Source organism: Leifsonia sp. 10L418, assembly GCF_056395445.1.
Window position 1 is genome coordinate 245,506 of the sequence record NZ_JBFTJN010000001.1, and the last position, 24,345, is coordinate 269,850.

Annotated in this window: 22 protein-coding genes; 12 read left to right on the plus strand and 10 right to left on the minus strand. The window is 64.9% G+C overall.

Annotated features, from left to right (window positions below):
- Window positions 1-147 precede the first annotated feature (147 nt).
- The 3 genes from AC1DCF_RS01095 to AC1DCF_RS01105 are packed head-to-tail and all read left to right on the plus strand — an operon-like array spanning window position 148 to window position 2,849.
- Window positions 148-942, plus strand: a complete 795-nt coding sequence (locus AC1DCF_RS01095) for an electron transfer flavoprotein subunit beta/FixA family protein (protein ID WP_477209406.1) — start codon at window positions 148-150, stop codon at window positions 940-942.
- A 3-nt stretch (window positions 943-945) separates the two neighbouring features.
- Window positions 946-1,941, plus strand: coding sequence for an electron transfer flavoprotein subunit alpha/FixB family protein (locus AC1DCF_RS01100; RefSeq protein WP_477209407.1), 996 nt, complete (start codon window positions 946-948; stop codon window positions 1,939-1,941).
- Window positions 1,941-2,849, plus strand: coding sequence for a cytochrome b/b6 domain-containing protein (locus AC1DCF_RS01105; protein WP_477209408.1), 909 nt, complete (start codon window positions 1,941-1,943; stop codon window positions 2,847-2,849). Before AC1DCF_RS01100 ends, AC1DCF_RS01105 begins: the two co-directional genes overlap by 1 nt.
- A gap of 311 nt (window positions 2,850-3,160) precedes the next feature.
- On the opposite strand, the gene ilvC is transcribed toward AC1DCF_RS01105, so the two are convergent.
- The 5 genes from ilvC to AC1DCF_RS01130 all read right to left on the minus strand — a co-directional run bounded on the left by ilvC (window position 3,161) and on the right by AC1DCF_RS01130 (window position 10,645).
- Window positions 3,161-4,189 (minus strand): ketol-acid reductoisomerase, encoded by a 1,029-nt coding sequence (ilvC, locus tag AC1DCF_RS01110; protein WP_477209409.1) that lies wholly within the window; start codon window positions 4,187-4,189, stop codon window positions 3,161-3,163.
- 96 nt (window positions 4,190-4,285) lie between these two features.
- Window positions 4,286-4,795 (minus strand): acetolactate synthase small subunit, encoded by a 510-nt coding sequence (gene ilvN / locus AC1DCF_RS01115; protein WP_477209410.1) that lies wholly within the window; start codon window positions 4,793-4,795, stop codon window positions 4,286-4,288.
- A 2-nt stretch (window positions 4,796-4,797) separates the two neighbouring features.
- Window positions 4,798-6,612, minus strand: coding sequence for an acetolactate synthase large subunit (locus AC1DCF_RS01120; RefSeq protein ID WP_477209411.1), 1,815 nt, complete (start codon window positions 6,610-6,612; stop codon window positions 4,798-4,800).
- Window positions 6,613-6,655: 43 nt separating this feature from the next.
- Entirely contained in the window at window positions 6,656-8,350 is a 1,695-nt protein-coding gene (ilvD, locus tag AC1DCF_RS01125; protein WP_477209412.1) for a dihydroxy-acid dehydratase, read from the minus strand.
- A gap of 54 nt (window positions 8,351-8,404) precedes the next feature.
- Window positions 8,405-10,645, minus strand: coding sequence for a bifunctional alpha,alpha-trehalose-phosphate synthase (UDP-forming)/trehalose-phosphatase (locus tag AC1DCF_RS01130; protein ID WP_477209817.1), 2,241 nt, complete (start codon window positions 10,643-10,645; stop codon window positions 8,405-8,407).
- Window positions 10,646-10,807: 162 nt separating this feature from the next.
- On the opposite strand from AC1DCF_RS01130, the gene AC1DCF_RS01135 reads away from it, so the two are divergent.
- Both AC1DCF_RS01135 and AC1DCF_RS01140 read left to right on the plus strand, forming a co-directional pair.
- Window positions 10,808-10,996: a hypothetical protein gene (locus tag AC1DCF_RS01135; protein ID WP_441792593.1), complete on the plus strand. Its 189-nt coding sequence runs from the start codon at window positions 10,808-10,810 to the stop codon at window positions 10,994-10,996.
- An 86-nt stretch (window positions 10,997-11,082) separates the two neighbouring features.
- Window positions 11,083-11,529 carry a hypothetical protein gene (locus AC1DCF_RS01140; protein WP_477209413.1) on the plus strand — a complete coding sequence of 149 codons (447 nt, stop codon included), beginning with the start codon at window positions 11,083-11,085 and terminating at the stop codon, window positions 11,527-11,529.
- A 34-nt stretch (window positions 11,530-11,563) separates the two neighbouring features.
- On the opposite strand, the gene AC1DCF_RS01145 is transcribed toward AC1DCF_RS01140, so the two are convergent.
- Window positions 11,564-12,940, minus strand: a complete 1,377-nt coding sequence (locus tag AC1DCF_RS01145; protein ID WP_477209414.1) for a glucose-6-phosphate dehydrogenase — start codon at window positions 12,938-12,940, stop codon at window positions 11,564-11,566.
- Window positions 12,941-12,969: 29 nt separating this feature from the next.
- On the opposite strand from AC1DCF_RS01145, the gene AC1DCF_RS01150 reads away from it, so the two are divergent.
- From AC1DCF_RS01150 to AC1DCF_RS01180, 7 genes are all read left to right on the plus strand, one after another.
- Entirely contained in the window at window positions 12,970-14,757 is a 1,788-nt protein-coding gene (locus AC1DCF_RS01150; RefSeq protein WP_477209415.1) for a glycoside hydrolase family 15 protein, read from the plus strand.
- A 93-nt stretch (window positions 14,758-14,850) separates the two neighbouring features.
- A complete protein-coding gene (locus AC1DCF_RS01155) occupies window positions 14,851-15,555 on the plus strand; it encodes a biotin transporter BioY (RefSeq protein WP_477209416.1) in 705 nt (234 codons plus the stop codon).
- A 3-nt stretch (window positions 15,556-15,558) separates the two neighbouring features.
- Window positions 15,559-16,239, plus strand: coding sequence for an energy-coupling factor ABC transporter ATP-binding protein (locus AC1DCF_RS01160; RefSeq protein WP_477209417.1), 681 nt, complete (start codon window positions 15,559-15,561; stop codon window positions 16,237-16,239).
- Window positions 16,240-16,249: 10 nt separating this feature from the next.
- Complete coding sequence (locus AC1DCF_RS01165; RefSeq protein WP_477209418.1) at window positions 16,250-16,843, plus strand: energy-coupling factor transporter transmembrane component T family protein; 594 nt, start codon at window positions 16,250-16,252, stop codon at window positions 16,841-16,843.
- A gap of 171 nt (window positions 16,844-17,014) precedes the next feature.
- Window positions 17,015-18,019: an FKBP-type peptidyl-prolyl cis-trans isomerase gene (locus AC1DCF_RS01170; RefSeq protein ID WP_477209419.1), complete on the plus strand. Its 1,005-nt coding sequence runs from the start codon at window positions 17,015-17,017 to the stop codon at window positions 18,017-18,019.
- Window positions 18,020-18,202: 183 nt separating this feature from the next.
- Complete coding sequence (locus AC1DCF_RS01175; protein ID WP_441792585.1) at window positions 18,203-18,574, plus strand: VOC family protein; 372 nt, start codon at window positions 18,203-18,205, stop codon at window positions 18,572-18,574.
- A 104-nt stretch (window positions 18,575-18,678) separates the two neighbouring features.
- The gene (locus AC1DCF_RS01180) at window positions 18,679-18,903 is read left to right on the plus strand and encodes a hypothetical protein (RefSeq protein ID WP_441792584.1); all 225 of its coding nucleotides are present in this window, start codon (window positions 18,679-18,681) and stop codon (window positions 18,901-18,903) included.
- Between the two features lie 163 nt (window positions 18,904-19,066).
- Here AC1DCF_RS01180 and AC1DCF_RS01185 read toward each other — a convergent pair whose 3' ends face one another.
- The 4 genes from AC1DCF_RS01185 to AC1DCF_RS01200 form a co-directional block, all read right to left on the minus strand.
- Window positions 19,067-20,863: an ABC transporter permease/substrate binding protein gene (locus AC1DCF_RS01185; protein ID WP_477209420.1), complete on the minus strand. Its 1,797-nt coding sequence runs from the start codon at window positions 20,861-20,863 to the stop codon at window positions 19,067-19,069.
- A complete protein-coding gene (locus AC1DCF_RS01190) occupies window positions 20,860-22,203 on the minus strand; it encodes a quaternary amine ABC transporter ATP-binding protein (protein ID WP_477209421.1) in 1,344 nt (447 codons plus the stop codon). Before AC1DCF_RS01190 ends, AC1DCF_RS01185 begins: the two co-directional genes overlap by 4 nt.
- A 290-nt stretch (window positions 22,204-22,493) precedes the next feature.
- Window positions 22,494-22,799 carry a hypothetical protein gene (locus tag AC1DCF_RS01195; RefSeq protein WP_477209422.1) on the minus strand — a complete coding sequence of 102 codons (306 nt, stop codon included), beginning with the start codon at window positions 22,797-22,799 and terminating at the stop codon, window positions 22,494-22,496.
- A 49-nt stretch (window positions 22,800-22,848) separates the two neighbouring features.
- A complete protein-coding gene (locus tag AC1DCF_RS01200) occupies window positions 22,849-24,309 on the minus strand; it encodes an NAD-dependent epimerase/dehydratase family protein (protein ID WP_477209423.1) in 1,461 nt (486 codons plus the stop codon).
- Window positions 24,310-24,345: the final 36 nt, after the last annotated feature.

Sequence of the window (24,345 nt, forward strand, 5' to 3'; positions counted from 1 at the left end):
TGAGATTGTGGTCGTGCGCGTTGCACGATTCAGCTGCCGGTCGTGCGCTACCGTGGGTTCAACGTGAGCGATCCTCGAAGCGGAGGAGACCGCCGACCGAGTCGAGTGAGCATCTGACAACACGAAGTCGGCTCGAAGGAGCTGTCAATGAAGATTGTTGTTCTCGTCAAGCAAGTCCCTGACACGTGGGGTGAGCGACGCCTCGACCCCGCGACCGGCCGGCTTGATCGTGCGGGCAGTGAGACGGTCATCGACGAGATCGATGAGCGCGCCCTGGCCGTTGCGCTGCTTCATCAGGAGATGACCGGCTCCGAGGTGGTTGCGCTGACGATCGGACCGGATTCGGCCACTGCGACGCTGCGCAAGGCACTCGCGCTCGGTGCCGACTCAGCGATCCACGTTCAGGCCGATCTCCTGATCGGCGCGGATGTCGTACAAACGGCACGGGCGATCGCCGCGGCTCTGACCACATCGGGTTTCGATCTCGTCATCGCCGGCAATGAGTCGACCGATGGCCGAGGCGGCGTCGTGCCGGCGATGGTTGCCGAACTCCTCGGAATCCCCCATCTCACCTTTCTCGATTCCGTCTCCGTTGGCGCCGACCGCGTCAGCGGCGAACGTAACTCCGGGCAGAGTGTGGTCAGCGTGACGTCGCCGCTCCCCGCCGTCGTCTCGGTGACCGAGCGGGCCGCCGAACCCGGCTTCCCGACATTTCGCGGAATCATGAAAGCCAAGAAGAAAAAAATTGACGCCCTGACCGCGGCCGATGTGGGCCTCACCGACGCCGGCAGCGATGCGACCGGTGCCCAGGCCTCGACCCGCGTGCTGACGGTCACTGAGCGAGCGACGAAGGCGGCCGGAGTCACGATCGTCGACGACGGCACGGCCGGCGACCAGCTCGCCACCTTTCTGTTTGACGGCAAGCTGATTGATCGGACGTAGCCCATGCCTACTGTGTTGGTTCTGATTGATCTCACCCCGAGCGGTGAGGTCGCCTCCACTGCCGCCGGGCTTCTCGCCGCCGCAGCGCTGCTGGGGACTCCCGTTGCCGTCGTGGCCGTCGCTCCCTCAGGAACCGCGGGGGCAGACTCCGGGGCGGGCTCCGAGTCTGCCCTTGTCGCCACGCTCGGCCGCATGGGCGCAGAGACCGTGCACCTCGTCGAAACCGACCGGTCACGCCTGGTGGCGCCGCAGGTCGAGGCGCTGCTCTCCGGCGTCGCCGAGTACTCCCCCGTCGCTGTTCTCACCTCACACTCCGTCGACGGCCGGGAGGCGGCGGCCCGGCTTGCGATTCGAGTGGGTTCCGGCATCGCCGTCGACGCCGTCGGGGTGCGCTGGGAAGACGACCAAATCGTCGTTGAACACTCGGTTTTCGGTGGCGCCTATTCCGTCGATTCGGTGGTCTCCGCCGGCCCGCCGGTCATCACCGTGCGCGCCGGCGCATTCGACGGATCCCTCAGCCCCTCGAACCCGGAGATCATCCGCGCGACGGCGACGGTCACTGTACCGGCGGCATCCGTCACCGCTGTCGCGCCGCTGCCGTCGACGCCCGGCCGCCCAGAACTCGCCGCAGCGTCAATCGTCGTCTCCGGAGGTCGCGGCCTCGGCTCACAGCAGAACTTCGTGCTTGTCGAGCAGCTCGCCGATGCGCTGGGCGCCGCCGTCGGCGCCTCACGGGCCGCCGTCGACGCCGGTTATGTGCCGGCGTCGAGCCAGGTCGGGCAGACCGGAACGACGGTGTCGCCGCGGCTGTACATCGCGCTCGGAATCTCGGGAGCCATCCAGCACCGGGCCGGGATGCAAACGGCCAAGACGATCGTCGCCATCAACACAGACTCGAGCGCCCCGATTTTCGAAATCGCCGACTTCGGCGTCGTCGGCGATATCAACGTCGTCGTGCCGCAACTGATCGCTGCGATTCAGCGGCGCGCGCGCGAGTGATGGCTGCTGCGGTGGACCGACAACGCTGGGCCCGGCTCCGCTGGCAGATTCCCGCTGCGCTCGCCCTGATGGCGCTGATCATTCTTGCCGCGAAGGGGCTGCGTACTCTTCCCGCGGTGGAGGACTTCATGACGCGCTATCCCGGGGAGACGCCGCTCCCGGCCGGCACACCCGTCGGCTTTCCCGCCTGGCTCGGCTGGCAGCATTTTCTGAACGCCCTCTTTCTCGTGCTGATCGTTCGCTCAGGCTGGTTGGTGCGCACGAATCGACGGCCGGAAGGATTCTGGGCCCCTCGCCGCCGCCGGCCGGGTGCCCCGCCCAAGAAACTACGGCTCTACCTGTGGCTGCACCTCGTGGTCGACGCGCTCTGGCTGCTGAACGGCCTCGTCTTCGTCGTGCTTATCCTGGTCACCGGCCAGTGGGCGCGCATCGTTCCGACGAGCTGGGATGTCTTCCCGAACGCGGTCTCGGTCGCGCTGCAGTACGCGTCGCTGGACTGGCCGACAGAGAACGGCTGGATCAACTACAACAGCCTGCAACTGCTCGCCTACTTCACCGTCGTGTTTGTCGCCGCTCCCCTGGCGATTCTGACCGGCATCCGGATGTCGCTGTTCTGGCCCCCAGAGTCCGCCACCCTCAATCGGCTGTACCCGATTCAACTCGCCCGTGCCGTACATTTTCCGGTGATGCTGTTCTTCGTCGCGTTCGTGGTCGTGCACGTGACGCTGGTGCTGGCCACCGGGGCGCTGCGCAACCTCAACCATATGTACGCGGCCCAGGATGGCGACGGCTGGGCTGGTGCGATCATTTTCGCGCTCTCGGCGGTGCTGATGGTCGCAGCGTGGGCAGCGGTGCGGCCCCTCGTCATCCGTGCGATCGCGGCCCCGTTCGGAACGGTCACGCGCTAGTCAAGTCGCTTCCTCGCACGCAAAGGAGGAGATTCTGCGAAACGCCGTCCCGAACCGGCGGTGCCGGGTGGTGTGTCGCACAATCTCCTCCGAAGCGTGAAACGACCGTATGCGCCGGAATCCGGTGGTCGAGCCTGTCGAGACCTCTTGCGGCCGACCTGCAGACGTGACCGTGCGGAGGCCGACTCACGAGGTCTCGACAAGCTCGACCAACGAAACAGAGCGCACCAACCATCCCGGCGATCATCCGCTTGACCAACAAAAAAAGCCCGTCCCGACAAAGTCGGGACGGGCCTCTTCATGTCTCAGAGTTAGCGAGCAGCTTCGCCGTCAACGTAGTCGTCGTCGTTCGAGGCGTTCCAGGCGAACAGCTTGCGCAGCTCGCGGCCGGTGGCCTCGATCGGGTGCTCTTCGCCCTTCTTGCGGAGTGCCAGGAACTCGGGAGCTCCGGCGTCCTGGTCCTTGATGAAGCGGTCAGCGAATGCACCGTTCTGGATGTCGGCGAGAACGGCCTTCATGTTCTCCTTGACGCTCGGGTCGATGACGCGCGGGCCGGAGACGTAGTCGCCGTACTCAGCGGTGTCGGAGACGCTCCAACGCTGCTTGGCGATGCCACCCTCCCACATCAGGTCAACGATGAGCTTGAGCTCGTGCAGAACCTCGAAGTACGCAACCTGCGGCTGGTAGCCGGCCTCGGTCAGAACCTCGAAGCCGTACTGGATGAGCTGCGAAGCGCCACCACAGAGCACAGCCTGCTCACCGAACAGGTCGGTCTCGGTCTCTTCGGTGAACGTGGTCTTGATGCCGCCGGCACGCAGGCCACCGATCGCCTTGGCGTAGCTGAGGGTGAGCGGCCAAGCGTTGCCGGTCGCGTCCTTCTCGACAGCGACGATGACGGGAACGCCACGGCCTGCTTCGTACTCGCGACGCACGGTGTGCCCCGGGCCCTTCGGAGCAACCATGACCACGTCGACGCCCTCGGGCGCTTCGATGTAGCCGAAACGGATGTTGAAGCCGTGTCCGAAGACGAGGGCCTTGCCGTCGGCCAGGTTCGGCTTGACGTCGTCGGCGTAGAGGTGACGCTGCACCTGGTCGGGTGCGAGGATGACGATGACGTCAGCCCAGGCGGATGCCTCGGCGGCGGAGAGCACGGTGAAGCCGGCTTCCTCAGCCTTGACGATCGACTTCGAGCCGGCCTTCAGGCCGATGACGACCTCGACACCCGAGTCGCGCAGGTTCTGCGCGTGGGCGTGGCCCTGCGAGCCGTAGCCGATGACGGCAACCTTCTTGCCCTGGATGATCGACAGGTCAGCGTCTTTGTCGTAGTAAATCTCAGACACGAGTAGTTCTCCTTGTTTATCGTTGGTCGTATCTCGACGGGCTCGATAACCGGTCGAGACCCGGATCTCGACAAGCTCGATCTCCGGGTGTTTGTTTTAGTTTTTGAAAACGCGTTCGGTGATCGACTTGGAGCCGCGACCGATGGCGAGCAGGCCCGACTGCGCCAGCTCCTTGATTCCGTAGGGCTCAAGCACGCGAAGCAGCGCCTGGGTCTTTCCGGTGTCGCCGGTGACCTCAATGACAACGGCATCCGTTGCCACGTCGACGACCCGCGCCCGGAACAGGGTGACGGCTTCGAGCACCTGGGAACGCGTCGAGTTGTCAACGCGCACCTTGATCAAGAGGTGTTCGCGCTGCACCGACTGTGCCGGGTCGAGCTCGACGATCTTGATCACGTTGATCAGCTTGTTCAGCTGCTTGGTGACCTGCTCGAGCGGCTGGTCTTCGACGTCAACGACAATCGTGATCCGGGACAGACCCTCGATCTCGCTGTGACCGACGGCCAGGCTTTCAATGTTGAAGCCACGGCGGGCGAACAGGCCGGCGACACGAGTCAGCAGACCGGGTTTGTCCTCAACGAGGAGGCTCAGAACGTGGGTGCTCATGGTTACTCCTCTTCCCAGGTGGGTGCGTGGTCTTTGGCGTACTGGACTTGGCTGTTGCTGACACCCTGCGGCACCATCGGCCAGACCATCGCATCGCGGCTGACCACGAAGTCGATGACGACCGGGCGGTCGTTCGTCGCCAGGGCCAGCTTGATCGCGTCGTCGACCTGGTCGGCACGGGTGACGCGGATGCCGAGGGCACCGTACGCGTCAGCCATCTTCACAAAGTCGGGAACCATCGCCGTGTCGTGCCCGGTGTTCAGGTCGGTGAACGAGTGACGTCCGTCATAGAACAGCGTCTGCCACTGGCGCACCATGCCGAGTGACGAGTTGTTGATGATCGCCACCTTGATCGGGATGTTGTTGATCGTGCAGGTGGCGAGTTCCTGATTCGTCATCTGGAAGCATCCGTCGCCGTCGATCGACCAGACCACACGGTCGGGCTCGGCCACCTTGGCACCCATGGCTGCGGGAACCGAGTAGCCCATGGTTCCGGCTCCACCGGAGTTGAGCCAGGAGTTCGGGCGCTCGTACTTGATGAACTGGGCGGCCCACATCTGGTGCTGGCCGACGCCGGCAGCGTAGACCCCCTCCGGTCCGGTCAGCTCGCCGATGCGCTTGATCACGTACTGCGGCGCGAGCAGGCCGTCGGCCGGCTCCGAGTAGCCGAGCGGGAACTTCTCCCTGAGGTTGTTCAGGTAGGTCCACCAGTCGGCGTAGTCGGTGTCGGCGTCACCCTTCGCCTGAGCGAATGCAACGGTGAGGTCAGCGATGACGTCCTTGGCATCGCCAACGATGGGCACGTCAGCCATGCGGATCTTCGAGATCTCCGCAGGATCAACATCGACGTGAACGATTGTCGCGTTCGGTGCGAACTCCGACGCCTTGCCGGTGACGCGGTCGTCGAACCGCGCGCCGAGCGAGATGATCAGGTCGCTTTCCTGCAGCGCGAGCACGGCCGGAACCGTGCCGTGCATGCCCGGCATGCCGAGGTGCTGCGTGTGCGAGTCGGGGAATGCGCCGCGCGCCATCAGCGTGGTGACAACGGGAACCCCCGTCGCCTCAGCCAGCGCGAGCAACTCGGCCGATGCGCCCGCACGGATGACGCCGCCACCGACATACAGCACGGGCTTCTTGGCGTCGAGGAGCAGCTGAGCCGCCGCCTGCACCTGCTTGCCGTGCGCCTTGGTGATGGGGCGGTAGCCGGGCAGGTCGAGCTTCGGCGGCCAGATGAACGGCGCCATGTTCTGCTGCGCGTCCTTCGTGATGTCGACGAGCACGGGGCCCGGGCGACCGGTCGAGGCGATGTGGTACGCGGATGCGACGGCAGCCGGGATGTCCTCAGCGCGACGCACCAGGAAGGAATGCTTGGTGATCGGCATGGTGATGCCGACGATGTCCGCTTCCTGGAAGGCGTCGGTTCCCATCAGCGTCGAGAACACCTGACCGGTGATCGCGAGCAGCGGAACCGAGTCCATGTAGGCATCCGCGATGGCGGTGACCAGGTTGGTGGCACCGGGGCCGGACGTGGCGATGGCCACACCGACGCGTCCGCTGGCCGAGGCGTAGCCTTCTGCAGCGTGACCGGCGCCCTGCTCGTGGCGAACCAGGATGTGACGGATCGCATCCTGAGCCATGAGCGCGTCGTAGAACGGGATGACGGCGCCGCCGGGGATGCCGAAGACGTCAGTGACGCCGAGCTTCGACAGGCTGCGCAGAATCGCGTCGGAACCGGAGATGATCTCTGGTTCCGTCGCGCCGACAGTCGGCGGGTGCGGGGTGGATGGGGATGGCACGGGCGAAGATTCCGTGGTCATGAGGGGTGATGTCCCAACTTCGGTGACGGATGGTGGGTGCGAATTACCCGGTGATTGCGCCTTCGGCAGCTGAGTGAACAAGCTTGGCGTACTTGGCGAGAACACCGCGGGTGTAACGCGGGGGAAGTGGAGCCCAGCCTTCTCGGCGGGTGGCCAGCTCGGAAGGGTCGACAAGTAGGTCGAGCGTGCGAGCTGCGATATCGACCCGTATGAGATCACCATCGCGCACGAATGCGATTGGACCTGCGTCCACCGCTTCGGGTGCTATGTGGCCGATGCACAGTCCGGTTGTGCCGCCTGAGAATCGACCGTCAGTCAATAGTAGTACATCGCTGCCGAGGCCTGCGCCCTTGATGGCCGCGGTGATGGCCAGCATCTCGCGCATGCCGGGGCCGCCCTTGGGGCCTTCGTAGCGGATGACGACGACGTCGCCCTTCTGAATCTTGCCTTCGGTCAGAGCATCCATGGCTCCGCGCTCGCGTTCGAACACGCGCGCCGGGCCCTCGAAAATGGAGGCGTCGAAGCCGGCCGTCTTCACGACGGCTCCCTCGGGAGCGAAGGTGCCCTTGAGGATCGTCAGGCCGCCGGTGGCGTGGATCGGGTTGTCGAGGGTGCGGATGACCTCGCCGTCGAGCTCCGGCGGGTTGATCTCGGCGAGGTTCTCGGCCACGGTCTTGCCGGTGACGGTGAGCGCGTCGCCGTGGATGAGACCGGCCTCGAGCAGCGCGGCCATGACGGCCGGGACTCCGCCGTGACGGTCGACGTCGTTCATCACGTACTTGCCGAACGGCTTGAGGTCACCGATGTGCGGAACCGTGTCGCCGATGCGGTTGAAGTCGTCGAGGGTCAGGTCGACCTCGGCCTCGCGGGCGATGGCGAGCAGGTGCAGCACGACGTTGGTCGAACCGCCGAACGCCATGGCCACGGCGATGGCGTTCTCGAACGCCTTCTTGGTCAGGATGTCGCGGGCGGTGATGCCGAGACGCAGCATGTTCACGACGGCCTCACCCGAGCGGTGCGCGTAGTAGTCACGGCGACGGTCGGCGGAGGCCGGCGAGGCCGAGCCCGGCAGGCTCATGCCGAGAGCCTCGGCGACGCTCGCCATGGTGTTGGCGGTGTACATGCCGCCACAGGCGCCTTCGCCAGGGGCAAACGCACATTCGATGCGCTTGGCGTCTTCAACGCTCATCCGGCCGGCCTTGACGGCGCCGACGGCTTCGAAGGAGTCGATGATGGTGATGTCTTTTTCGGTGCCGTCGGAGAGCTTCACCCAGCCGGGTGCGATTGATCCGGCGTAGAGGAAGACGCTGGCCAGGTCGAGGCGAGCGGCAGCCATCAGCATGCCGGGCAGCGACTTGTCGCAACCGGCGAGCAGCACGGACCCGTCGAGGCGCTCGGCCATCATCACGGTCTCAACGGAGTCGGCGATGACTTCGCGGGAGACGAGCGAGAAGTGCATGCCTTCGTGGCCCATGGAGATGCCGTCGGAGACGGAGATCGTGCCGAACTGCAGCGGGTAGCCTCCGCCGGAGTGCACGCCTTCCTTTGACGCCTGCGCGAGGCGGTCGAGCGACAGGTTGCACGGAGTGATCTCGTTCCACGAGCTCGCAATACCGATCTGGGGCTTCTCCCAGTCAGCATCTCCCATACCGACAGCGCGGAGCATTCCGCGTGACGTAGTGGCTTCGATTCCGTCGGTGACGACGCGGCTTCTCGGTTTCAGATCGAACTCAGGCATGCAAAGAGTCTAGAACCTCCCCGACGGCCCGCTGTCGCACCTGGAATCGGCCGCTCAGAGGTTGCGCGCCGCGACCGCCGCCGCCCGAAAATCGGCCAGCAGCGCGAGAACTTGGGCCATCTCATCCGGCCCCTGCACCCGGTAGCCGGCCAGGGAGGCCCCCGGCCCGATCTTCAATCCCAGGTCGTCACTTCGCAGCACCGCGAATGCATCTTCGTCTGTGACGTCGTCGCCGGCGTACATCACGCGGTCGGCACCGGTGTGGGCGCGCAGCTGTTCGATGGCATCCCCCTTGGTTCGTGAACGCACCGAGAACTCGAGAACGTTCTTGCCCTCGCGTACGGTCAGGGTCGGCAAAATCTCGCTGAGCTGGGCGCGCGCCTCGCGCTGTGCAGCATCTCCCTCCCCGAGAGCGGTGAGTCGAGTGTGCAGAACCATGCCGGCCGGCTTGCTCTCCACCCAGGCACCGGCGACGGATCCGGCGATGCGTTCGAGCACACGTGACAGCGTCTCCAGCTGTTCGAGCTCCGCGGCAACCAGACTCAGCTCGATGGTCGGAGTGTCGAGTTTCACCTCGATACCGTGCGATCCGGTGAGCAGCACGGCCTCTGGCGGGTTTGCGACATGCTGCAGGCTGACCAGCGCCCGACCCGACACGAATGCCACTCGCACACCGTCAAGCTGAAGCAGGCGTTGTACGGCTTCGGCGACGCCGTCGGCGGCGCGGGCGTTCTCCGGTTCATCGACCAGCGGCGCCAGGGTGCCGTCGAAGTCGAGCGCCACAAGCAGGCTGGGCGTCGTTGCCAACTCTCTCAGCCCGGCGACCAGGTTTTCCGGAACCCCGGCCGCCACCTTGGCGCCACCGGTCAGGGTTTCCAGGAACGACGCAGACCACGCTGCGACATCGTTGTCGAACACTTTGCGGCGCAGGGCGCGCATCCGTCGCGTGCGCTCACGCTTCGGCATGTTCACGGCCGTCAAGATTGCCGCCTTGACGCCTTCGATGTCGTGCGGATTGATCAGGATGGCCTGTTTCAGCTCATCCGATGCCCCGGCAAACTCGCTCAGCACCAGCACGCCGTCGTTGTCGAAACGCACCGCGACGTATTCTTTGGCCACGAGGTTCATGCCATCGCGGAGCGCGGTCACGAGCATGACGTCGGCCGACAGGTAGAGGGCCACCATCTCCTCGCGGGGATAGCCGTGGTGGTGATAGCTGATCGCGGGGTGACCGATGGTGGAGTGGTCGCCGTTCAAGCGTCCGACAGCCAGCTCGATCTCGTCGCGCAAATCCATATAGGCGGCAACCCGCTCCCGGGAGGGGCTCGCCACCTGAACAAGAGTCACGTCCTCGGCGGACAGGCTTCCCTCCGCCAGGAGTTCGCCGTAGGCCTTGATCCGATGACCGATTCCCTTGGTGTAGTCGAGCCGGTCGACGCCGAGCATGATCGTCTTCGGGTTGCCGAGTTCCTCACGGATCTGACGGGACCGCTCCTGAATGTCAGGACGCTTAGCCAGTTCCTCGAAGCTGGCGGAGTCGATGGAGATCGGGAAATGGCGGGCGATGACCCGGCGGGAATGCTGGGCCGAGTCGGGGACGTCGATGGCGGTGCCGCGGGTGGGGTAGCCGAAGAGGCGACGCACGGCGCGGGAGAAGTTGCCGGCATCCGCCACCCGCTGAAAGCCGATCAGGTCGGCGCCGAGCAGTCCGTCGAGAATTTGCTTGCGCCAGGGCAGCTGCGAATAAATTCCATAGGGCGGAAAGGGGATGTGGTTGAAGAAGCCGATCACGAGGTCTGGCCGTGCGTCGCGCAGCATCCGCGGAACGAGTTGCAGTTGGTAGTCCTGAACCCACACCGTTGCGCCGGGAGCGGCCACCGCAGCAGCGGCTGCGGCGAAGCGCCTGTTCACCGTGACGTAGGAGTCCCACCATTCGCGGTGAAAACTCGGCGGGGAGATGACGTCGTGATAGAGGGGCCACAGGGTGTCGTTCGAGAATCCTTCGTAGTAGAACTCCACGTCCTGGGGACTCAGCCGCACCGGCACAATCGAGATTCCGTCGTTGGAGAACGGCTCAAAATCACGGTCTGCCACCCCGGGCCAGCCCACCCAGGCACCTTCTGATTCACGCATCAAGGGTTCCAGCGCCGTCACCAGGCCACCGGGAGACTTTCGCCAGGACTCGGTTCCGTCCGGTGCGACCTCATGGTCGACCGGAAGACGATTCGAGACGACGACAAGGGAGAAGGTGTCAGCTCGCTCGCTCAGAACTGGAGAATCGGCAGAATGTGAGATAACGCATCCATTCCGGTGTATCGAGAAGGACACACCATTGATCACCCCGAGGCTACCAGCCACTGCTCAGCATGGACTTTGAATGTGACATTCGATCCGTGGCATAAAAGTCTGCGGCCACCGATGCGCTCCCGACGGGTAGCCTGTCTCTCGGAGGCCACAATGCGACGATTTATTTTCAGCGGAGCCATGATCGGCGTGCTCAGCAGCGGCTGGAGTGCTGTGCAAGCCACACGTCACGGGCCTCGCGACTGGCGTTTGATCCTGATCTGGATCAGCTGGGGACTGGGCGCGGCGATCGCCATCGGCACCGTGATCAAAGACGCCGATGAGCGCCAGATCGAGCACTAACTCACTGTTTCCCGGCGTGTCAACCCCCCAAACGGCACCCAACCAGCGAAACTAAGGGTGGCTGGTTCTTGGGAAAGGGGCTTATCATGTTCGGTCGTCGACGTCGTGTCGCACCCGTGATTCACACTCCCGTCATCCAAACGCCGGTACCCGAGCTGAGCAGTGAACGCGTTTACGAGCTGCTGCACGAACGAATCGCACAGATTCTCGGCACCGACGGCGAGTGGACCCTGGTTCCTCGATCAACGACCGACACCGATGCCATCTTCCATGGCCTCAAGGCCGAAGAGATCGCTGCGACGCTCGCCACGATCTTGCGCGTGAACACCGCCGCGCTACGTGGAGAAGTCGAAGCACAACCGACTGCTCTGCCCTGGTCTCCTGCGCCGATCACGGTGTGGGCCGATGCGCCCGCCACCACTGCAGCTGCCGGCACAGCGGCTGTCGGCACAGCGGATGTCGGCACAGCGGATGTCGGCACAGCGGCCCCGGCCGTCGCATCCGCTGAAGCACGCAGCTTCGTCGCAGCCTGACCCCCAGCCTGACCCCCCGTCGACTCGCCGCACCTCAGCCGAGCGGCGCCCATTCGGCCGGACCGGCGGTTCCCGCCGGATACTCCTCCAGCGGCACGGTGTTGTCACGCCACGCGGCCAGAACGGGGGCGACGATACGCCAGCATTCCACCGCGGCGTCACCACGCACCGACAACGCGGGGTCGCCGTCGAGAAGGCCCTCGAGCACCTCACCGTAGGCGAGAAGTTCGCCCGGCCCGAACGTCACGGCGAGCAGTGCTCGCTCGAGCTCATGAGGGTCGCTTGAGCCGTTGACGTTGATTTCAAGAGACATCTCGTCGGGAGCCAGGGCAATGCGCAGCACCGTCGGGTCGTCCCTCCCCCGGAGACCCACCGGAAGGTGCGAGGCCGGTTTGAAGGTCACCACGATCTCACGGCGGTGCTCCCCCAGGGCTTTGCCGGATCGCAGCGTGAACGGCACTCCCGCCCAGCGCCACGTATTGATCTCGAATGTCACTTCGGCCAACGTCTCTGTCGCGCGGGAGGGTACGACGCCCGGCTCGTCGACGTAGGCCGCAAGCGGATTCCCCTCGACGACTCCCGCTCCATATCTCGCTCGCCGGCTCGCCCGCCTCGGGCTCCCGCCACGCACCCGCGTCGCGCGCAACACGATTCCCTTGGCATCGCGGAGGTCGGCTGCCCCGAGCGTCGAGGGCGGCTCCATCGCGATCACGGCCATCACCTGCACAAGGTGGCTCTGAATCATGTCTACGAGTGCACCGGCCTTGTCGTAGTAGCCGGCCCGCCCCTCGAGACCCAACTGCTCGTCATAGACGATGTCGACTCGCGCAATGTGCTCGTTGTTCCAGAGCGGTTCGAAGATGCGATTGGCGAACCGCAGGCCGAGCAGATTGAACACCGTCGACCGGCCGAGAAAATGGTCGACGCGAAACGTCTGTTCCTCTGGCACCAGGGCCGCCAGCTGTGCGTTCAAGGCCACAGCGCCCGCCTCGTCAACGCCGAACGGCTTCTCGAGAGCCAACTCGGTGCCGGCCGGCAGGTCGACCTCGGCAAGCGCAGCACAGACCAGCGAGGTCACGGCGGGCGGCAAGGCGAAGTAGATCGCCGGAACGCCCTCACACTCGGCGAGAAGTGTGGCGAGCGACTCGGGGTCGGTGACGTCGGTCTGGTGATACGTCGACGTCGCCACCACGGCGTCAACGGCGGCGCCCGAAGCCTCGGCCGAGGCGAATGACGTGCGGAGGAGTTGCCGCCACTCGGCAGCCGAGAGCGCATCGCTCGCGGCGCCGATCACGTGCAATCGCCGCTCGGGGTTCCGGGTCAACACCTGGCCGAGTGCCGGCAGCAGGAGCCGGGCCGAAAGATCGCCGCTCGCGCCCAGGATCAGAAGAGTCGAAATTGACTGCACCATTGACCCACCGTAGCTGTCAGGATGGCGTTATGGCACTCAATATTGAGGACTATGCACTGCTGAGCGATTCCCGTTCTGCGGCGTTGGTGGGCCGCACCGGCAGTATCGATTGGCTCTGTCTGCCGCGGTTCGACTCCGCTTCGATGTTCGGCGCCCTCCTCGGCAATGAGGAGCACGGCCGCTGGCTGCTTGCCCCCAGCGATCCGGATGCCACCTGTTCCCGCTCGTACGTGGGCGACTCGTTCATCCTGCGAACGCTCTGGACGACCGCGACCGGCCAGGTCGAGGTCATCGACTTCATGCCATCCGCGGATCGCCGCGCCGATATCGTGAGGTGGGTGCGCGGCCTGAGCGGCACCGTCGAGATGCACCAGGACCTGCGCATCCGTTTCGGCTATGGCTCGACCGTGCCCTGGGTGCGTCAGCTGCGCGGCGAAAGCGGGCATGGGCTCATCGCCATCGCCGGGCCCGACGCGATCGTGGTGCGCGGTCCCCAGCTTCACGCCTCTGACCATCGGCACGTTTCCGAGTTCAGAGTGGATGCGGGTGAGTCAGTCGACCTCCAGATGACCTGGTACCCCTCGCACCATCGCACGGCAGAGCAGATCGACGTGGCCGGCGCTCTCGCCCGCACCGCCGACTGGTGGGATGGCTGGGCGCGTTCGTGCCGGCACGAAGGGGCCTATCACGCCGAAGTCGTGCGCTCGATGCTGGTGTTGCGGGCCCTCACCCATGTGGACACCGGAGGCATCGCCGCCGCCGCCACGACGTCCCTCCCCGAGAGTTTCGGCGGCAACCGCAATTGGGACTACCGTTATGTCTGGCTGCGGGACGCCTCCCTGACGCTGGAGGTGTTGCTCTCGCACGGCTACGCCGATGAGGCGGAAGGGTGGCGCGGCTGGTTGCTGCGCGCCGTCGCCGGTGATCCCAACGATGTCCAGATCATGTACGGGCTCGCCGGTGAGCGCTTCCTGCCCGAGCGCGAGCTGAGTAGCCTGCCCGGCTATCGGGAGTCGTCGCCGGTGCGGGTCGGCAATGCCGCGGTCGATCAGTTCCAGCTTGATGTGATCGGGGAGGTGATGGTGGCGCTTCACGCCGCACGTAACGCCGGGGTGACGGAGTCAGCGTTCTCCTGGCCGCTCCAGCGCTCGTTGATGGCCTTTCTGGAGAAGAACTGGCGTCGGTTAGACCACGGCATCTGGGAGACACGGGGGCCGGCTCGTGAGTTCACCCACTCGCGGGTGATGGTCTGGGCGGCGTTCGATCGTGCGGTGCGGGCGATCACCGAGCATGGGATGGAAGGTCCGCTGGTGCGGTGGACGGCACTCCGCGATCAACTCCGGCGCGACATCGAAGAGCGCGGTTTCAGTAGAGCCCGAAACAGTTACACCCAGTTCTTCGGCAGTGAACAGGTCGATGCGTCGCTGCTTGCGCTCCCCCAGGTCGGGTTCTGCTCCGCCGACGATCCGCGCATGCTCGGCACCGTCGCAGCGATTGAGTCTGATTTGCTGCGGGACGGACTCGTCATGCGCTACCGCGACGAGCAATCGGTCGATGGGCTCACCCCGGGCGAAAACCCGTTTCTCGCCTGCTCGTTCTGGTTGGTCGAGCAGTATGCGGCTTCGGGGCGACACGAGGATGCGACGACATTGATGGATCGACTCGTCGGCTGTGTCAATGACGTCGGTCTGCTGTCTGAGCAATACGACGTGACGAACGGGCATCAGGCGGGCAACACCCCGCAGGCGCTGTCGCACCTGGCGCTGGTGCGCGCGGCCGATGCGATCGTCGGCGGCACCGATTCGCCCTGCCGCTGACGCAGCATCCGCCGCGCCCGTTTTAGAGATTCGAAGGATTCTTTGTAGACCTTCGCCGCCACCGGCACTCCGGCGAATTCTAGATTGATGAACATGCCCTCCTCGCTTGACGCCACTGCCACACCGCCCGCCCCTCGCGAAGGCCGCACTCCGCGACGCCGAAGCACCCTGACCGCCCGCGATCTCGCACAGATCGCGATCTTTGCTGCGCTGATTGCCGCGCTGGGCCTTCCGGGCGCGATCAGCCTGGGCGCCGTCGCGGTGCCGCTGACTTTCCAGACCCTCGGAGTGATGCTGGCCGGCGCCCTGCTCGGCGCACGAAAAGGCTTTCTCGCCGTGCTGCTGCTGCTCGTACTGACGGCGGCGGGCCTTCCCCTGCTCTCGGGGGGCCGCGGTGGTCTGGTCTGGTTCACCACCTCGCCGTCAGCCGGCTACCTGTACGGCTGGCTTCTTGGCGCCGCAGTCATCGGATACCTCACGGCGCGGCTGCTGCCGAAATACCCGCTGTGGCCGGCACTCGGCGCCACTGCGCTCGGTGGAATCGTCGCCGTCTACCTGATCGGCGTTCCCGTCACGGCGTGGAACCTGAACATCCCCATCTGGGTGGCGCTCACCGACAGCCTCAAGTTCCTTCCCGGCGACCTTCTCAAGGTCGTGGTCACCGTGCTCGTGGCTCGTCAAGTGCACAAGGCCTACCCCGGGCTCATCCCGGTGCGTCGTCGCGGGACGGATGCTCTGACGGATGCCCCCGCCGTCCACGCGGACGTCGACGCACCCTCCGCGCCGGCCGTTGGCTAACCGATGGCACTCATCGCCTTTGACGGGATCTCCCACGCGTTCGGGGAGCGCCGCGTGCTGCAGGACGTCAGCCTGACGCTTGCCGAACACCGGATTGGCATCGTCGGAGCCAATGGTTCGGGCAAGTCGACCTTGGTGCGACTGATCAATGGTCTCATCACTCCGCAGCAGGGACGGGTGAGTGTCGACGGCGTCGACGTTTCCCGTCACGCCCGTGAAGTGCGGCGCCGTGTCGGGTTCGTTTTCACGAATCCCGACAATCAAATTGTGATGCCGACGGTCAAGGAAGATGTGGCCTTCACGCTGCGCCGACGTGGGCTGACCAAGGATGAGATTACGACCCGCACCGCCCTGACACTCGAGCGATTCGGGCTTGCCGCACACGCCTCTCATCCGGCGCATCGTTTGTCGGGCGGACAGAAACAGCTCTTGGCCCTGGCCGCCGTGCTCGTTGCCGAACCCGATGTGGTCATCGCCGATGAGCCGACGACGCTATTGGATGCGCGCAACACCCGTCAGATCGGCGAGTTGTTGCGATCGCTCCCCCAGCAGCTCATCGTCGTCACCCATCAGCTCGACCTCCTTGCCGACTTCGACCGTGTCATCGTGATCGAAGACGGCCGGGTCGCCGCCGACGGAACTCCTGCCGTCGCCCTCGACGCCTACCGCGAGCTTCTTGCATGAGCGGCCTGGCATGATCGGCCTCTACTCTCCGGGCACCTCGGTAATTCACCGGGCACCGACCGGTTTGAAGCTGCTTCTACTCTCGGTCGGCGCGATCGTGGTGAGCACGATTCAGGATCCGCTGCTCCTCGGCGGAGCCGCCCTTCTCGTCGCGGCGCTCTTCGTCATGGCCCGGGTGCCGGCCGGCGCGGCCGCCCGCCAGATCGCTCCCATTCTCTGGATGCTGGTGATCGTGGTTCCCATCCAGGGCTTGCTCGCCGGGTGGCTCGTCGCCGGGCTTATGGCGGCGCGACTTCTCATTGCCGTGGCGCTCGCCGCGCTCTTCACTCTCACCACGCCGGTCTCCTCGGTGTTGGAGACGTTTGAGCGGATGCTGCGTCCGTTCAACCGGTGGATCGACGGCGACCGGGTCGGGCTGCTCGTCGCCCTCACCATCCGCTGCATCCCACTCCTCGCCGACATCGTCACGGAGGTGCTCGAAGCGCGGAAGGCCAGAGGAACCCGCGGCTCACTGTTGGCGCTCGCGGTGCCGGTTGTCGTGCGCTCCCTCTACGCCGCCGACGCGCTCGGTGAGGCGCTGATCGCTCGCGGCTTCGACGACTGAGCCGGCCGTCGGCATCCATCGGCATCCGTCAGATTCGCACCGTCGTGTGAGAGCATGACGTCGACCATGCTGGGCGTCCGCTCAGGCTGCACTCAGGTTCTGCATAGACGGAGACGGCATCCTTGATCGATACGTCTGCATCCGTAACGTTGACCTATAGAGAGATTTTTCGTGCGCAAACTTCCAGTACTCCTCGTCATTGCCGGCGCCGCCCTGGCGCTGACCGGCTGCAGCAGCACCGTGTCGAACCCCTCGGCCGATTCTAAAACTGCCTCGTCGGCAGAATGCACCGCACCGGGCAAGATCTCGGATTCGGTCAAAGTGACCGGCGACTTCGGCACCAGCCCCAAGGTGACGTTCAAGACCCCGCTCGCGTCGCCGAAGTCGACTGAGCGTTCCGTCGTCGTCGAAGGCAAGGGCAAAGAGGTCGCCAAGACCGGTTCGGTGCTCGACGTCTCGTACACCGCCTACAACGCCACGACCGGCAAGACCATCGACACGACGGAGTACGGTGCCGACGCGAAGGCCACCCAGCTCAGCGTTGACAAGACGAAGTACATCGCCGGCCTGGTGGCCGCGGTGAACTGCTCGGTCAGCGGTGACCGCGTCGTCGCAGTGATGCCTCCGGCCGACGGCTTCGGCACCGAGGGCTCGAGCGGCTTCGGCATCGGCGCGAAGGATTCGATGATCTTCGTGATCGACGTCAACAAGGTCTCCGCTCCCCCGGTCGTGCTGGCGAAGGCGAATGGCGCCGATGTGCAGCCGGAAGCCGGCCTGCCGACGGTCAAGTTGGCCAAGGATGGCGCGCCCACGATCACCATCCCGAAGACCGATCCCCCCGCCGAGCTGAAGATCGCTCCACTCAAGAAGGGTGACGGAGCCGTCGTCGGCGAGGGCGACACCGTCTCGGTCGAGTACACCGGAGTGATCTGGGCCAGCGGCAAGACCTTCGACTCATCGTGGAAGACGGAGGGCGCCACCTCGTTCCCAACCTCGGGTGTCATTCCCGGCTTCGGCAAGGCACTCGTCGGTCAGACCGTCGGCTCGCAGGTCATGGCCGTGATTCCCCCGGGTGACGGCTACGGCGCTGCCGGAGTTCCGAACGCCGGAATCGGCGGCACCGACACGCTCGTGTTCGTCGTCGACATCCTGGGCACGACTCCCGCCGCGAAGTAGGCCTCGAGGCCTCAGCAGCACAACAGGCGGCCCGACACTCGAACGATTTCGTTCGGTGTCGGGCCGCCTTTTCTTCTGCCCGCTTCCGGGGCTCGCCCTTCTGGCCGCTCGCAAGCGTGAGTAGCATGCAGGGCGAATGCGGCACCGGCCGCGCTCATCACTGCAGAGGGAGGAGAACGAATCATGGACTGGAAAATCGAGCTCGTCGCCGTGCCGGTCAGCGATGTCGACCGTGCCAAGGCGTTCTACGTCGACCAAGTCGGCTTTCACGACGATTTTGACGTGCAAGTGAATGAGAATCTGCGTTTTGTTCAGTTGACACCGCCGGGTTCGGCCTGTTCGATCGTGCTGGGCACGGGCATCACTGAGATGAAGCCGGGCAGCCAGCTCGGCATTCAGATTGTCGTGCCGAATGCCGAAGAAGCCCGCGCGCACCTGGTGGCGAACGGCGTCGAGGCAAGCGAGGTCCAGGTGCTGGACTGGGGAAGCTTCGTCGGCTTTTCCGACCCCGACGGCAACACCTGGGCGCTGCAAGAGCTCCCGCCGCGCCCCTGAGCTCGGTACCCGACCAAGGCAGACCTTTCCGGCGTAGCTAACCGCTTTGGCACGGCAGACGATAGTGCTCGTAAAGGCCCCTATCGGAGGACGAACTACGCATCATGACACCTACGCGCTCGATCGCCGCATCGCTCACCGGCCCGCACATCCCGCGCTTCGCTCCACGGATCGAGCTCACGCCCGACCGTCACGGAGACTTGCCGGCGTTGCTCGTCGACCCGATCGACAGTCGTGGACGCCGGATCGAAGGACTCTGGATTCTCGACGCCGCGCCCCGCTCGGTGGCCGGCGCCGTCTACCGGTGGGTCGAAACGCGCCAGCGCTAAGGCCGAAGCACCCCTGACAGGAATGTGCTGCTCACTGTTTCGGTGAAACGGCACGGTTTCATCGACAGGGCACGGTTTCATCGACAGGGCACGTAAAACGGCGTCCGTGATACGAATCCCGAACGCCGTTCTTTCGTCCTGTCGCCGACAGGGCCTGAGAGGCCTAGTCCGTCAGTTCAGCGACATAATCCTTGTTCTCGACCATCCACTTTTTCACGATGGGATCGTAGTCACCGGCTCCCGCTGCGTCACCGTTGAACATGACGTTCTCCAGTCCGTACAGCTTGTCGGAGTCGAGCTTGAAGTCCTTGATCCAGCCGGAGAGAACCGGGAAGTCCTTCTCAAACGACAGGCTGCCGATCGAGTGAATCGACTCGGTCGTACCCAGCGCACCCTTCGGGTCTGCGAGGTTCTTCAGGTCGAACTCGTCGTAGGCCCAGTGCGGCGCCCACAGCGTGACGGCGATGTTCTCGCCGGAATCCATGGCGGCCTTCAGCTCAGACAGCATCGCCGGTGTCGACGACGTGACGAAGTCCATACCGCCGAGTCCGTACTGCGGAATCGCGTTCTGCTCGGTGGCGTCGGTGAGACCGGCGCCCGGCTCGATACCCACAATGCGATTGTCGAACAGGTCGGCATTGGCCGCGAGCTCCTCGAGCGAATCGATCGGGGCATCCGCGTTCACGGCGATGAAGTTGGCAGCATCTTCATTCCACGAACCCAGGTCAACAAGCTTGTCGCCGTACTTCTCCATGTACGCCTGGTGCGTGGTCGGCAGCCAGGAGTCAAGGACCAGGTCGTAATCTCCGGCGCTGAGGCCGATGTACGCCGTGCCGGCATCCGCGTATTCGAGGTCGACGTTGTAGCCCTGATCCTCCAGGATGTTCTTCCAGAGATAGGAGGCAGCCTCGCCTTCCGGCCAGCCGTTGAAGACGGCGATCTTGAGGTCTTTCTTGTCGCCGTTCCCGGGGCCGGCCGAGTCGGAACTCGAGTTTGCAGCGGTCACTCCGGTGACGGCCAGTGCGACAACGACCACCGCAGCGCCGGTCGCGATGAGCCCCTTGCGCAGCCGACTGGCCGGCGCGCCGGACTTCGCCTGTGCTTTCGCCGCGGACCGAGCAAAGAGACGCTTCGGGCTGGGCGTTCCCAGAGACGCGGTGAGGCGGTCGAGCAGGATGGCGAGGATCACGACAGAGAGACCGGCTTCGAAGCCCAGGCCCACGTCGATTCGGCTCAGAGCCTGCACGATCTGGCCACCCAAACCACCAGCGCCGACCATGCCGGCGATGACGACCATCGAAAGCGACAGCATGATCACCTGGTTGACGCCGGCCATGATGGTCGGAGCCGCAAGGGGAAGCTGAATCTGGCGCAGGATGCGACGGGGCGAGGCGCCGAAGGCGTGACCGGCCTCGACAACTTCCTTGTCAACGCCGCGGATGCCGAGCTCGGTCATTCGAACGCCGGGAGCCAGCGAGAAGATGATCGTCGCCACAATGCCGGGAACGACACCGACGCGGAACAGGATCAGCGCGGGAATCAGGTAGACGAACGCCGGCATGGTCTGCATGAAGTCGAGCGCGGGCTTCAAGATCTTCGACGCCGTGCTCGATCGTGCAGCCAGGATGCCGAGCGGCACGCTGATGATGATCGCGATGATCGCGGCAACGAGGACCAGTGCCAGCGTGTCCATGGCGTTTGCCCACTGGTCGACCCCAGCGATGAGAAGGAGCCCTACGGCGGTTCCGGCCCCGAAGACCCAGCCTCGCGCCCAGACTCCCAGTGCGGCGATCAACACGACGAGCACCCAGAACGGCGGGGTCTGCAGGAGCAGATCGACGCCCTCGTAGAAGCCGCCGAAGATGGCGCTGATCACGTTGAACACCGGCTGAAAGACGTCGGTGATGAATTGCACGAAGGCCTCAGCCCAGGTGCCGATGGGAAGACGGATGTCGTTCATCGCGAACCTCCTTCAGTTCCGGCCAACGCCGGGGTGGAGGCGGCTACCTCCGCGGCGGCCGCAGCGGCGGCAGGTGCCGTCTCGCGCAGCGTTTCGGTGATCACGTCCATCGAATACGTGGCGGGCGGCTGGACGATCTCGAGCTCACCCGTGTTCGCCGGCACGTTCCCCAGCGCGGCAAGCAGCGTGACGCGGGGAATGACACCGAGCAGGCGCTGCTTGTCATCGACAACAGCAACCGGGAGGGGGCTCTCGACGGAGAGTTCGAACAAGTCGCTGAGGTGGGCGTCGGGTTCGATGGTCGCCACATCGTTGCGCACGATGCGGCCCAGGTCGGTCTCGCCGGCCTTCACCTGGCGCATGACGTCCTTGTCGTGGACAACGCCGATGAGCTTGCGGCCGGTGCCGACCACGAACGCGGCAGAGGTCTGCAGGTCGCGCATGGTGCGCAGCGCGGCACGCGGGCCGGCCGAGGCCGAGACGACGGACTTCGCCGGCTCCATGACACCGGATGCGGTGAGAACGCGAGCCCGGTCGACATCCTGCACGAACTGGGCGACATAGTCATTCGCCGGGTCGGTGAGAATTTCGTCTGGGGTACCGATCTGCACGATGCGACCGTCGCGCATCACGGCAATGCGGTCGCCGAGGAACATGGCCTCGTTGAGGTCGTGGGTGATGAAGATGATCGTCTTGCCGAGTTCAGCTTGCAGCTCACGGAGCTGCTCTTGCATTTCGCGGCGGATGAGCGGGTCAAGCGCTGAGAACGCCTCGTCCATCAACAACACGTCAGTGTCGGCAGCCAAGGCCCGTCCGAGACCCACACGCTGCTGCATCCCGCCCGAGAGCTCTGACGGCAAGCTGTCTGCCCAGCCGTCGAGGCCGACGAGGCGAATGATGGTGCGGGCGCGCTCCAACCGTTCGGAACGCGGCACACCCTGCACTTCAAGTCCGTACGCCACGTTGTCGATCACCGTGCGGTGCGGCAGCAGGGCGAAGTGCTGAAAGACCATCGAAATCTTGGTGCGGCGCACGTCGCGCAGCTGTGCAGCGGGAACCCCGGTGATCGGGACGCCACCGACGGTGACGGTGCCGCTGGTCGCCTCATGGAGGCCGTTCAGCATTCGGATGAGCGTTGACTTGCCGGAGCCCGACAGTCCCATCACGACGAAGATCTCGCCGGTTTTCACTTCGAACGAAGCGTCAATGACAGCGGCGGTACCGAATGCTGCCAGGTCGGCGCGTGATGCGCCTGCTTCGAGTTTTTTGACGATCTCGTTCGGCCGGCGGCCAAACGCTTTGTACAAATGTTCTGCCTTGACGGCAATGGTTTCAGTCACGGATTCTCCGGCGCATGCGCGCACAATTCTGCTAAGAACCGAGGCGGCATGCGCTCGTAACTTGCAGACGGGTAGGCCATGACTGCAGCACCTTAATCGGCGCCGGCTGGGGCGATCATGGGATCGCTTCCGTCAGGGCCTCACCTTACGCACACGCCCGAAACATCAATGAATCAGCGTGGTCGCGTCCTGGGTGAGGGTCAGTAGACCGAGATTCAGCCTAGCAGACAGCAATTTTGCAAAGACTGTGAGTGGGTCTGCGCAGCAGATTGTGCGTGAAAGTGAGTGCCCTAGCCCGCAGTTCGAACGCGCAGTTTTCCCGGGAGAAAAGGCAGCCAGGGCGCCGAATAGACGAGCGCTGCCGGCGGCTCAGCACCGATCGTGAAGTCTGCAACGCCGTACTTCCACAGCCGGTTGAAGAGAAAGACCTGGATCGTTGCCGACCCAGCGTCACCAATCTGCCAGGTGCCGCTCCCCCACTGCGCAGGCTGACCGCGTCCATTGAGCACGACAGTGGGCTTCGGGAACCAGCCCAGTGCGGGCTTGACGAGTACGAGCTCGAGTCGGTTGCGCGGCAGGGGTGTCGATGGATTCACGTCCACAGCCTATGGCGGCGAGGCGAGCTCGGGGCCCGGCCTGCTTGCCTCAGACGGCTTGGCGCGTGGGAACCTGTTCGAGTTGGGCGAGAAACGGGTTGTGCACGGCTTGCAGCGGGTAGTCCGCCGGCGTCTTCACGCACTCGGGGCACCAGTGTCCGCCGGTGAGAATCAGCCGGGGGCTGCCGGTGAACTCATGCCCAAACGCGCACTCCCAGGTCAACGGTGTGGCGACGTCGCCGACGACCACGTCGTCGGTGATGAGTCGCCCGCCTCGGAAGGATGCGGCATCCACGTAGTCGGCCGTTGACCACTCGGACGGGTCTTTCGATTCGTCATAACCGTGGTTGAGCTGGGTGGGGATTCGGCTGGGCCGGGGAACTTCGAACGTCGACCAGTCCCCGATCGCCTCCCATTTCTCTTTCGAGCCGAAGTGAGCGTTGATCTCGGTTGTGTTTCCCGATCGAATGGCCGCCATCGTTCCGCGCGGCTTGCGGGTGACCGGCTTCATCACGAAGTTCCGCACGATCCATGCGGGCACGCGGCCGGCAGAGCGTGCCGATTTCGGGAGCGCCTCGACGGCGCGCGCAAGCGCCGCATCGATGGTGTCGCGTCGGAACGGCACGAGTTGCTCCAGCCGATCACTGTCGGTGTACCACTGACCGTGGAAATTCTTGAGCGCAAACCAGTTGCGGTCGTACCAGCCCCGCACATCCTTCACGCCGACTGCGGCGCTGATTCTGGTCTGAAGCTCCCAGTTGGTGATGCGCCATCCCTCGCCGCCGCCGATGTTGTAGATGCCGCCCCAGAACTCCGCGGGCACCTGCGGGTCGCAGAGATGAGCGAGCAGGCGGGCGGCATCTTCGGCCGACACCCACTCCAGAACCCCGGCGAAGGGGGTGTGGGTCATGATCGGGTCGTGCATCTCGAAGAGGCCCGGGTGGAAGATGCCGGTCTGGCGCAACCAGGCCCACTTGGGCAGTCCGGAGTCGACAAGCAGCTTCTCGGCGATGACTTTGCTCTGGCCGTATTCGTCGAATTGCGAGACGCGGATGGGATCTCCGATGCGTCCCCAGTGGTGCGGAGGGTTGCGGTCACCGGTTTCGGCGACTGAGCCGATGCCGACCACTCCGATGCGGCTCGGGTCGGGCTGCGCGGCGACGGCGCGGATGATGTTCTCCATGCTGCCGACGTTGACTTTGTGCGCGAGCACCGGGTTCTCGTCCGCCAGCGGCGACACGATAGCGCCGACGTGGAGCACAATGTCAGCGCGTCGCACGCACGACTCGACGGAGGCGTAGTCGGTGAGGTCGCCGAACACGACCTCCAGGTTCTGCATGTCCGCGAACTCGACGAGGGCTTCGCGATCGCGCTCGGTCGGCAGCACGAGCGCAATGATGTCGATGCGGTCCGCCCGGGACCGGAACTCCCGCAGCGTGGCGCGGCCCCAGTTGCCCGTGGCGCCGGTGAGAAACACGGTCGTGCGTGACTGTGGCTCGGAGATCGTCATTGCTTTCCGTTCGTTGCGAGGGAGAGTTCGAAACTG

Excerpts from the sequence above, each read along its gene's own strand:
- AC1DCF_RS01095 (WP_477209406.1), top strand. The coding sequence starts at position 148 with ATGAAGATTGTTGTTCTCGTCAAGCAAGTCCCTGACACGTGGGGTGAG.
- AC1DCF_RS01100 (WP_477209407.1), top strand. The coding sequence starts at position 946 with ATGCCTACTGTGTTGGTTCTGATTGATCTCACCCCGAGCGGTGAGGTC.
- AC1DCF_RS01105 (WP_477209408.1), top strand. The coding sequence starts at position 1,941 with ATGGCTGCTGCGGTGGACCGACAACGCTGGGCCCGGCTCCGCTGGCAG.
- ilvN (WP_477209410.1), bottom strand. The coding sequence starts at position 4,795 with ATGAGCACCCACGTTCTGAGCCTCCTCGTTGAGGACAAACCCGGTCTG.
- AC1DCF_RS01120 (WP_477209411.1), bottom strand. The coding sequence starts at position 6,612 with ATGACCACGGAATCTTCGCCCGTGCCATCCCCATCCACCCCGCACCCG.
- ilvD (WP_477209412.1), bottom strand. The coding sequence starts at position 8,350 with ATGCCTGAGTTCGATCTGAAACCGAGAAGCCGCGTCGTCACCGACGGA.
- AC1DCF_RS01135 (WP_441792593.1), top strand. The coding sequence starts at position 10,808 with ATGCGACGATTTATTTTCAGCGGAGCCATGATCGGCGTGCTCAGCAGC.
- AC1DCF_RS01140 (WP_477209413.1), top strand. The coding sequence starts at position 11,083 with ATGTTCGGTCGTCGACGTCGTGTCGCACCCGTGATTCACACTCCCGTC.
- AC1DCF_RS01145 (WP_477209414.1), bottom strand. The coding sequence starts at position 12,940 with ATGGTGCAGTCAATTTCGACTCTTCTGATCCTGGGCGCGAGCGGCGAT.
- AC1DCF_RS01150 (WP_477209415.1), top strand. The coding sequence starts at position 12,970 with ATGGCACTCAATATTGAGGACTATGCACTGCTGAGCGATTCCCGTTCT.
- AC1DCF_RS01155 (WP_477209416.1), top strand. The coding sequence starts at position 14,851 with ATGCCCTCCTCGCTTGACGCCACTGCCACACCGCCCGCCCCTCGCGAA.
- AC1DCF_RS01160 (WP_477209417.1), top strand. The coding sequence starts at position 15,559 with ATGGCACTCATCGCCTTTGACGGGATCTCCCACGCGTTCGGGGAGCGC.
- AC1DCF_RS01165 (WP_477209418.1), top strand. The coding sequence starts at position 16,250 with ATGATCGGCCTCTACTCTCCGGGCACCTCGGTAATTCACCGGGCACCG.
- AC1DCF_RS01175 (WP_441792585.1), top strand. The coding sequence starts at position 18,203 with ATGGACTGGAAAATCGAGCTCGTCGCCGTGCCGGTCAGCGATGTCGAC.
- AC1DCF_RS01180 (WP_441792584.1), top strand. The coding sequence starts at position 18,679 with ATGACACCTACGCGCTCGATCGCCGCATCGCTCACCGGCCCGCACATC.
- AC1DCF_RS01185 (WP_477209420.1), bottom strand. The coding sequence starts at position 20,863 with ATGAACGACATCCGTCTTCCCATCGGCACCTGGGCTGAGGCCTTCGTG.
- AC1DCF_RS01200 (WP_477209423.1), bottom strand. The coding sequence starts at position 24,309 with ATGACGATCTCCGAGCCACAGTCACGCACGACCGTGTTTCTCACCGGC.